Raw genomic sequence first — 1,058 nt, 5'->3', positions numbered from 1 at the left:
CCTTCGCCCGACCGGCTTCCGCCGGCCGTGTCACGCGCCCGGCGACCACGGAGACGGATGGCGCCCTCCCCGGCGGCAGCGTGCGCCAGGGCCGTGTGTTGATGCCGGCCGGGCGGGGTCTCTATGCCCACACCGTGCTGGCGGTCAGCTCGGAGACGGGCGGTCCCATCGTGCTGCAGGCCGACAGCGGCCCCATCGCGGGCGCTCGCCTGATCGGCAGCTTCAACCGGGCCGGGCAGAGCAACCGCCTCGTCGTCCGCGTCACGCGTGTGCAGTACCAGGGTCAGACCATCCAGGCCGACGGCATCGTGGTGGCCCCCGACAGCATGGAGACCGCGGTGGCCACCAACGTCGACCAGCGGATGTTGGAGCGCTTCGTGCTGCCCGCCGCCGCGGCCTTCATCGCCGGGCTCGGCCAGGCCGTCGCGACCACCTCGAACACCTATGGGCAGCTCAACCCCCTGGGTGGCACCTCCTTCATCACCCGCCTCAACCCGGAGCAGCAGCTCGCGGTCGGTGCCGGCGTCGCCGCGCAGCAGGTTGGCCGGGCACTGGAACAGGCGGCGCCGCGCGGCCCGACCATCCATCTCGCCGCCAATGCACCGGTCGGGATCATGTTCCTACAGGATCTGCGCGCCGCCGACTGACGCCTGGCCGGTGGCTTTCCCGGGCGCCGTTCGCGTCGGGGTGGACGATCCTGCGGGCCAACGCCCAGCAGGATCGTCTCATGGACACCCACCTCGTCGCGCATCCCGATTTCCGGCCGCTGACCGCGGACGCGCCGGGCCCGGCGGGCCCGTCGAGCCCCGGTGCGCCGCAGGAGCCTCCGCAGCGGCCTAGCGAGGCGATAAGCCCGGCGAAGCCCGCCCCTCGCGCCAGGAGGCGCAGCCGCCTCCTCGGTGGTGTGGCCCTCGGTGCCGTGCTGCTGCTCGCGGGTGGTGCCTTCCTGGCGTCCCCCTACAACACGATCTATCCCCTCGACCTCCGGCGAGTGTCGGCGAGCCTGCAGGGTGCGATGGAAGGCGCCCGGCAGGTCATCGCGCCGCATGGCCCCGAGC

At 73.2% G+C, this 1,058-nt stretch carries 2 protein-coding genes; both read left to right on the top strand.

The features are described 5' to 3' along the window. Nucleotides 1-647: DotG/IcmE/VirB10 family protein (locus ROTAS13_RS24910; RefSeq protein WP_216348749.1), on the top strand; the 647-nt coding region annotated here is incomplete at its 5' end. 80 nt (nt 648-727) lie between these two features. After that, nucleotides 728-1,058: hypothetical protein (locus ROTAS13_RS24905; RefSeq protein WP_216348748.1), on the top strand; the 331-nt coding region annotated here is incomplete at its 3' end.

Source organism: Roseomonas sp. TAS13 (assembly GCF_001950415.1).
In the GTDB taxonomy this organism is placed as follows: domain Bacteria; phylum Pseudomonadota; class Alphaproteobacteria; order Acetobacterales; family Acetobacteraceae; genus Roseomonas; species Roseomonas mucosa.
The sequence above is the reverse complement of the archived record's forward strand: the minus strand, read 5'-3'. Positions and strand labels throughout refer to the sequence as shown.